7 protein-coding genes are annotated in these 8213 nt (G+C 69.7%); 4 read left to right on the forward strand and 3 right to left on the reverse strand.

Annotated features, from left to right (window positions below):
- Positions 1-41 precede the first annotated feature (41 nt).
- The 3 genes from AC1DZ6_RS13315 to crtY are packed head-to-tail and all read right to left on the reverse strand — an operon-like array spanning position 42 to position 3681.
- A complete protein-coding gene (locus tag AC1DZ6_RS13315; RefSeq protein ID WP_477097648.1) occupies positions 42-974 on the reverse strand; it encodes a phytoene/squalene synthase family protein in 933 nt (310 codons plus the stop codon).
- Complete coding sequence (locus AC1DZ6_RS13320; protein WP_477097649.1) at positions 974-2497, reverse strand: phytoene desaturase; 1524 nt, start codon at positions 2495-2497, stop codon at positions 974-976. The genes AC1DZ6_RS13315 and AC1DZ6_RS13320 overlap by 1 nt, the downstream gene beginning before the upstream one ends.
- A complete protein-coding gene (gene crtY, locus AC1DZ6_RS13325) occupies positions 2494-3681 on the reverse strand; it encodes a lycopene beta-cyclase CrtY (protein ID WP_477097650.1) in 1188 nt (395 codons plus the stop codon). The genes AC1DZ6_RS13320 and crtY overlap by 4 nt, the downstream gene beginning before the upstream one ends.
- A 110-nt stretch (positions 3682-3791) precedes the next feature.
- Here crtY and folD point away from each other — a divergent pair, with 110 nt between their 5' ends.
- The 4 genes from folD to AC1DZ6_RS13345 form a co-directional block, all read left to right on the forward strand.
- Positions 3792-4688, forward strand: a complete 897-nt coding sequence (gene folD / locus AC1DZ6_RS13330; RefSeq protein ID WP_477097651.1) for a bifunctional methylenetetrahydrofolate dehydrogenase/methenyltetrahydrofolate cyclohydrolase FolD — start codon at positions 3792-3794, stop codon at positions 4686-4688.
- Entirely contained in the window at positions 4685-5044 is a 360-nt protein-coding gene (locus tag AC1DZ6_RS13335) for a c-type cytochrome (protein WP_477097654.1), read from the forward strand. The genes folD and AC1DZ6_RS13335 overlap by 4 nt, the downstream gene beginning before the upstream one ends.
- A gap of 46 nt (positions 5045-5090) precedes the next feature.
- Complete coding sequence (locus tag AC1DZ6_RS13340) at positions 5091-6458, forward strand: D-arabinono-1,4-lactone oxidase (RefSeq protein WP_477097652.1); 1368 nt, start codon at positions 5091-5093, stop codon at positions 6456-6458.
- Between the two features lie 103 nt (positions 6459-6561).
- A partial coding sequence (locus AC1DZ6_RS13345) for a PAS domain S-box protein (protein WP_477097653.1) occupies positions 6562-8213 on the forward strand: 1652 nt, incomplete at its 3' end.

Genomic DNA, 8213 nt, shown 5'->3' on the forward strand with positions numbered 1-8213 from the left:
GCGAAGCGGTCAGGTGGGGGCAAGTGAGTGAGCCTAGAAGTTCAGATCCGCGACCACATAGCCGGCCGTTCGGGCGCCTTGGCCCAGCGATCCAGCGTCGCCGAGCGCAGCGCCATGACGCCGCCCTCCAGCGCCCGCCACACCTTCATCCGGCCGCTGACCACCACCCGTTCGTCCCAGGCCGCATCGCCGGCCTTCACGACGTCCAGCCCGATCTGACGATAGACCCCGCGCGCCGCGCCGATCGCCCAGGCGCAGCGCAACGGCAGGTCGCGCAGGCCCCAGCGGGCCGAGGCGTAGTAGGGCTCGGCGGCGTCGACCAGGCGCTTGGCGAGGACCGCGACGGCGGCTCGGTGGGCTGGATCAGCGACCGCGTCCAGCGGCACGCCCAGTTCGGCCAGCCAGTCGCCGGGCACATAGACCCGGTCGTTCCGCGCGTCCTCGACGATGTCGCGGGCGATGTTGGTCAGCTGGAAGGCCAGGCCAAGGTCCTGGGCGCGGCGCAGGGTGGGCAGGGCGTTCGGCTTCACGCCCATGACCAGGGCCATCATCGTGCCGACCACGCCGGCCACGCCCCAGCAGTATTCCAGAAGTTCGTCCAACGTGCTGTAGCGCCGGCCGGCCACGTCCATGGCGAAGCCGTCGATCATGTCGAGCGCATAGCGTTCGGGAATGCCGCGTCGCAGGGCCACGGTCTGGAAGGCGGCGAACACCGGATCGGTGGGCGTCTCACCCGCCATGGCCGCGCGGGTCTGGGCGTAGAGGGCCTCCAGCCGGGCCGGGGCGTCGGCGACCGGGCTCATGCCATGACCCAGGGTCTGGCCGTCGATCACGTCGTCGCAGTGGCGGCACCAGGCGTACAGCATCTCGGCGTCTGCCCGCGTCTGGGCGTCGAACAGGGCGGCGGCGGCGGCGAAGCTCTTGCTGCCCTTCTGGATCGCCTCACGGCTCTGGATCTGCAGTGCGTCGGTCATCAGCCCGAGTTCACTCCGCCGTCGATGGACATGAAGTCGTCGATCATCAGCCCCGCCGTGGCCTTGGCCGAACCCACGACGCCCGGGATACCGGCGCCCGGATGCGTCCCCGCGCCCACGAAGTACAGGTTGGGGATCACGTCGTCGCGGTTGTGGGTGCGGAAGAAGGCGCTCTGGGTCAGGATCGGCTCCAGCGAGAAGGCCGCGCCCTTCCAGGCGTTGAGGTCGCTCACGAAGTCGTCCGGGGTGATGAAGCGGCAGGTGACCATGTCGGCGGTCAGGCCCGGGATGTAGTGCTTTTCCAGATAGGCCAGGATCCTGTCGCGGTACTTGGGCCCCTCGACCGACCAGTCGATATTGGCCGTCTTCAGGTTAGGCACCGGCGACAGGGCGTAGAAGCTGGAACAGCCCTCCGGCGCCATGGCCGGGTCGCTGGCGGTGGGATGGTGCAGGTACAGCGAGAAGTCGTCGGCCAGGCCGTCCTTGCCGTAGATCTCGCCGATCAGCTCGCGATAGCGATTGCCGAAGCAGATGGTGTGGTGGCGGATCTCGGGGTGGGTGGTCTTCAGCCCGAAATAGACCACGAACAGCGACGGGCTCCAGCGCTTGGCTTCCAGCGCCTTGCCGACCTTCTTGCCCCTGGGGTCATCCGCCAGAAGCGCCTTGTAGGTGTGCATGACGTCGGCGTTGGAGGCGACGGTGTCGAAGGCCTCGAACTGGCCATCGCCGCGGATCACGCCGGTGACGCGGCCGGCCTTGGTGGTGATCTTCTGGATCGGCGCGGCCAGGTGCAGCGTCCCCCCCAGGTCCTCGAACAGCTTCACCAGAGCCCGGATCAGGGCGTGGGTGCCGCCGCGCGGGAACCAGACGCCGCCCCGCCGCTCCAGCGCATGGATCAGGGCGTAGATCGACGAGGTGGCGAACGGGCTGCCGCCGACCAGCAGGCTGTGGAACGACAGCGCCTGGCGCACGTGCTCGTCCTTCACGAAGCCGGCGACCCTGTCATAGACGCTGCGCCAGGCCTGCAGCTTCATCAGGGCCGGAGCCGAGGCGATCATGCTGCCGAAGTCGAGGAACGGCACGGCGCCCAGCTCGACATAGCCCTTCTGGTACAGCTCTTCCGAATAGGCGTGGAAGCGGCGATAGCCCTCGACGTCGGCGGGGTTGCGGGCGGCGATCTGGCGGTCCAGTTCGGCCTGGTCGTTGGCGTAGTCGAAGACGTCGCCGTCTTCCCAGACCAGGCGATAGAACGGGTCGACCGGCAGCAGTTCGACATAGTCCTCGATCTTGCGGCCCGAGAGCGCGAACAGGTCCTTCAGGCAGTCGGGATCGGTGATCACCGTCGGGCCGGCGTCGAAGGTGAAGCCCTCGTCGTGCCAGACATAGGCCCGGCCGCCGGGCTTCTCGCGACCCTCGAAGACGGTGACGTCGAAGCCCGAGGACTGCAGGCGGATGGCCAGGGCCAGGCCGCCAAATCCCGCGCCGATCACGGCGGCTTTCGGCTTCGTCGGGGTCGTCGTCATGCGTCTTGTCCTCCGAACACCGAGCTCTCGCCGATGCACTTGATGGCCGCCGAGATCGGCACGGGCGGCTTGCCGATCAGGATGCGAGCCTTGTCCCACTTGGTCAGGCGCGCGGCGTAGAAGCGTTGGATCAGGCCGGGCGACAGGCGGTAGAAGCGCTCCAGCACCTTGTAGCGATCCCCGGGGGCGCAGGCGCGGAACAACATGCGGTTCAGCAGGCGCAGGAAGCGCCGACGTCGCCAGACGGTCTTGGACTGGGCCTCTACGCAGGCGCGGACCGCGGCGCTGGTGATGCGCGGCAAGCCGGCGATGGTCTCGGCCAGGCGGGCGGCGTCCGGCAGGGAGTAGCCGGTGGTCGGCTGGAACAGGGCCGCGCGCAAGCCCACCTCGGCGACCTGCGGCCGCGCCTCGCGCCAGTAGGCGTCGATGTCGCCGCCCAGGGCGATGGGCAGGACGCCGTCCTCCTCGCGCTCGACCTTGGCGATGGTCCAGCCTTGGGCCTTGGCGTAGGCGGCGATCGCGCGGCGCAGGGCGGGGCGGTCCAGGGCCGGGCCGTCGCTGTAGCGGGTGTCCTCGATCAACAGCCGCGTGGCGTCCAGCGGCAGGACATAGACGAAGCGATAGCCGTCCTCCTGCGAGACCGTGGCGTCCATGATGATCGGCCGGGTCAGGCCGTGGGGGGCGGTCAGGCGCACGCCCTGGCCGACGAACTTCTGGTAGCCCAGGGCCAGGCTGCGGCTCTTGCGCGGGCCACGACCGTCGATCACCGCCCCCGCCGCGATGGTCCGGCCGTCGGCCAGGGTGACCTGGTGCGGATTGACGTCCGACACGCTGGCCGACAGCCAGGCGTCGGCGCCGAGGGCCGCGCTGACCACCTGGTGCAGGCGCTGCGAGGTAATGGCGAGGTAATCGGTGGGCAGTTGACGGCTGTGGCCCGGAAAGCGGACCTCGTAGCCCGACCAGCGATGGACGATCAGCGGCCGCAGCCAGCCGGCCTCGACCGCATCGACGTCGGTGGCGAAGTGGCACCAGGTGTGCTCGCCGCCGATGGTCGGACCCTGTTCCAGCAGGATCACACGCAGGCGCGGCCGCAGGCTTTTCAGCCGCAAGGCGATCAGGCCGTTGGCCAGTCCGCCGCCCACCAGGACGACGTCGGCGCGCTGGGTCGGGGACGCGGATGCCATTGCTTCGGCTCTAGCATGATTGGGCGACGCTCAAGCGACTTCCTGCGCTCCGTCGCGGATATTGCGCGCGGTCGCCCCAGGCGGTAGGCACGCGCAAACGGGAGACGGCGATGTCGCAAGCCAGAATCATCGACGGCAAGGCCTTCGCGGCCCAGCTGCGCGAGCAGGTCGCCGCCGAGGTCGCGGTCCTGAAGGCCGAGCACGGCCTGACGCCGGGCCTGGCCGTGGTGCTGGTCGGCGAGGACGCCGCCAGCCAGGTCTACGTCCGCAGCAAGGGCGAACAGACCCTGGCCGCCGGCATGCATTCCGAGACCCATCGCCTGCCGGCCGAGACCAGCCAGAGCGAGCTGCTGTCGCTGGTCGAGCGCCTGAACGACGACCCGGCCATCCACGGCGTGCTGGTGCAGTTCCCGGTGCCCGACCATCTGAGCCAGGCGGCGATCGTCGCGGCGATCTCGCCCGACAAGGACGTCGACGGCCTGACCGTGACCAACGCCGGGCGCCTGGCCAGCGGCCTGCCGGCCCTGACCTCGTGCACGCCAGCCGGCTGCATGGTGCTGCTCAAGGACGTGCTGGGCGACCTGACGGGCAAGCGGGCGGTGGTGATCGGCCGCTCCAACCTGATGGGCAAGCCGATGGCCCAGTTGCTGCTGGCCGCCGACTGCACCGTGACCATCGCCCACTCGCGCTCAAAGGACCTGCCGCGCATCTGCCGCGAGGCCGACATCCTGGTCGCGGCCGTCGGGCGACCCGAGATGGTCAGGGGCGACTGGATCAAGCCGGGCGCCACGGTGATCGACGTCGGCATCAGCCGCTTTCCGTCGCGCGATCCGGTCGCCGCCGCGGCCGGCAAGACCCGGCTGGTCGGCGATGTGGCCTTCGACGAGGCCAAGGAAGTGGCCGGGGCCATCACGCCGGTGCCGGGCGGGGTGGGGCCGATGACCATCGCCATGCTGCTGGCCAACACCGTCAGCGCCGCCAAGCGCCTGAACGGGATCGCCGAATAGTGCGCGCGCTGGTCGCCGCGGTCCTCGTTCTGGGCCTGGCGGCCTGCTCTCAACCCGTCTCGCCCGCGCCGACGGCGGCGCAGGCCCAGGCGCTGGCGCCCTCCGACGCGAGATTGGCGGCGCTGTACGGCGAGTCCTGCAAGGCCTGCCACGCCATCCCCGGCACGGGCGCGCCGCTGGTCCAAGACCGCCAGGCCTGGGACCCACGCTGGAAGCAGGGCGAGGCGGTGCTGCTGGACCACGCCGTCCAGGGCTTCCAGGCCATGCCGGCCGGCGGGCAATGCGCCGCTTGCAACGCGAACGATTTCAAGGCCCTGATACGCTTCATGGCGGGGCGCGAAGACCCCGCGAGATAGGCCGGGGGCGGAACGGATGACGGTCTCGAGACGAGGAGCGCTCCTCGTGGGCGCCGGGTTGGGCGCGGCGGCGGTCGGCGGCGGCTACGCGGTCGCCACCCACGACAAGCCCGAACCGCCGGCCCCGCCGACCACCGACGCCCAGGGCCATCTGCTGTGGCGCAACTGGTCGGGCGTGCAGCACGCCTATCCCGCCGCCCGCGTCGCGCCCAAGACCGAGGCCGAGTTGGCCCAGGCGCTCAAGACCGCCGTGGCGCCGATCCGCCCCGTGGGAGCGGGCCACTCGTTCACCGCCCTGGTCCCGACCGCTGGCACMCTGGTGTCGCTGGACTCGCTGTCCGGGATCATCGCCTGGGAAGGCGACGAGGCGACCGTGGCGGCGGGAACGCGGCTGGGCGCGCTGGGACCCGCCCTGGCGGCCAAGGGCCGGGCCATGGCCAATCTGCCCGACATCAACAAACAGGCCCTGGCCGGCGCCTTGGCCACCGGCACCCATGGCACGGGGGCCACGATCAAGGCCCTGCACGGCGACGTCACGGCCCTGCGCCTGGTCACGCCGAAGGGCGAGACGATCGACTGCGGCGAGCATCGCAACGCCGATGTCTTCCAGGCCGCCAAGGTCTCGCTGGGATCGCTGGGCGTGATCACCCAGGTCCGGCTGAAGACCACGGCCAACCGCCGGCTGGAGCGCAACGTCTGGCTGGAGCCGTTCGAGGACGCCCTGGCCCAGGCCGAGGCGCGCTGGGCCAAGCACCGCAATTTCGAATTCTACGCCGTGCCGTTCACGGGCCTGGCCGCCTGCATCAGCCACGACGAGACCGACGCGCTGGCCCTCCCGCGCGGCCCCGACCAGGACACCGTCTTCCTCGACACCCTGAAGGGCCTGCGCAACCTGCTGGGCTTCTCGCCGCCGCTGCGCAAGGCCGCCGCCCGGGCCCTGCTGGGCGGGACCAAGCCGGAGAAGGCGATCGACGAGGGCTGGAAGCTGCTGTCCACCGAACGCCCGGTGCGGTTCAACGAGATGGAGTTCCACCTGCCGGCGTCGGTGCAGCTCAAGGCCCTGGCCGAGATCGTGGCGACCATCGAGAAGGAGCGCCCAGACGTCTTCTTCCCGATCGAATGCCGCCGCATCGCCCCAGACGACGCCTGGCTGTCGCCCTTTCAGGGCGAGCCCCGGGGCTCGATCGCGGTCCACGCCTACTACAAGGACGAGTTCGCCTTCCTCTACACCCTGATCGAACCGATCTTCCGCCGCTACGGCGGCCGGCCGCACTGGGGCAAGCTGCACAGCATCTCGGGGGACCAATTGGCCGCGCTCTATCCGCGCTGGAACGACTTCCTGAAGGTGCGCGCCAAACTGGATCCGGAGGGGCGGATGCTCAATCCGTACCTGAAGGGCCTGTTCGGGGTCTGACGGAAGGCCAAGCTTTCCGCCGCCAGGTGGGGAACTCTGATCGCGCGCCCCGCATTTCCTTGCCGGCTTCGGCGTTTGTTCACGAAGCCGGAGGGGGCGTCTGGTGTCTGTCGATTTTTCCATAGCCTCGTCCGCGACGAGCTTCCTGCAGGGAGAGGGTGAGACCACCCACCTGATCCGGGACTTCGCCTGGTCGGCCACGCCCCTGGGACCGATCGAGGATTGGCCTCAGAGTCTGAAGACCGCCACGGGACTGCTGCTGCGATCGCCGGTGCCCATGGTCATGCTGTGGGGCCCCGACGGGGTGATGATCTACAACGACGCCTATTCGGTGTTCGCCGGCGGCCGCCATCCGCGGCTGCTGGGCAGCAACGTCCGCGAGGGCTGGCCCGAGGTCGCCGACTTCAACGACAACGTCATGAAGGTCGGCCTGGCGGGCGGCACCCTGGCCTACAAGGACCAGGAACTGACCCTGTATCGGACCGGCGCGCCGGAACAGGTTTGGATGAACCTCGACTATTGGCCCGTGCCCGACGAAAGCGGCGCGCCGGCCGGGGTGATCTGCACCGTGGTCGAGACCACCCAGCGGGTGAAGGCCGACGCGGCGCTGCGTGAAAGCGAGGCGAGCCTGCGCGAGCTGAACGCCGATCTGGAGCGCCAGGTCATCGAGCGCACCCAGGCTCGCGGCCTGACCTGGCAGGTCAGCCCCGATCTGCTGGGCGCGCTCAATTCGCAGGGCTATTTCGAGACCTCGAACCCCGCCTGGGAGACGACGCTGGGCTGGACCGAGGCCGAGGTGGCCAGCATGTCGATCTTCGAACTGCTGCACCCCGATGATGTCGAGCGCACGCAGGCGGGTTTCAACCTGACCCAGCAGGGGCAACCCGCGATCCGCTTTCCCAACCGCTATCGCTGCAAGGACGGCAGCTATCGGTGGATCTCGTGGGTCGGGGTGCCGGAAGACGGCATGGTCTATTGCAGCGGCCGCGACATCACCGAGGAGAAGGCGCGCGTGGATGAGCGCGACCGGTTGTGGCGGCTGTCGACCGACATGCTTGCGCGGGCCGACTACGGCGGCGGGATGTCGGCGGTCAATCCGGCCTGGACCCAGGTGCTGGGCTGGAGCGAGCACGAGCTGCTGACCAATCCCTACGCCGACATCATCGACCCGAACGATGTGCCGGCGACGGTGGCGGCCTTGGAGGAGATGGGCCGGACCGGACAGCCCACCAGGTTCCAGAACCGCATCCTGGCCAAGGATGGGACCTGGACGCCGATCGACTGGACCGTCGCGCCGGACACGGACGACGAGACCTTCATCGCCGTGGGCCGCGACCTGACCAGCGACAAGGCCCGCGAGGCCGAACTGGCCGAGGCTCAGGAAGCCTTGCGCCAGGCCCAGAAGATGGAGGCCGTCGGCCAGCTGACCGGGGGCATCGCCCACGACTTCAACAACCTGCTGGCGGGCATCGCGGGCAGCCTGGAGCTGATGGAAAGGAAGCTGGGCAGGGACCGACTGGCCGGCGTCGAGCGCTATATCGAGGTCGCCCAGGCCTCCACCCGGCGGGCGGCGTCGCTGACCCAGCGGCTGCTGGCCTTCTCGCGCCGTCAGACCCTGGATCCCAAGCCCACGGATCTGAACCGGCTGGTTTCGGGCATGGAGGATCTGATCCGGCGCAGCGTCGGGCCGCAGATCGAGGTCGAGGTGGTCGGAGCCGGCGGGCTGTGGCTGGTGCGGGTCGATCCCTCCCAGCT

This window comes from Caulobacter sp. P1_B12_2, from assembly GCF_056406675.1.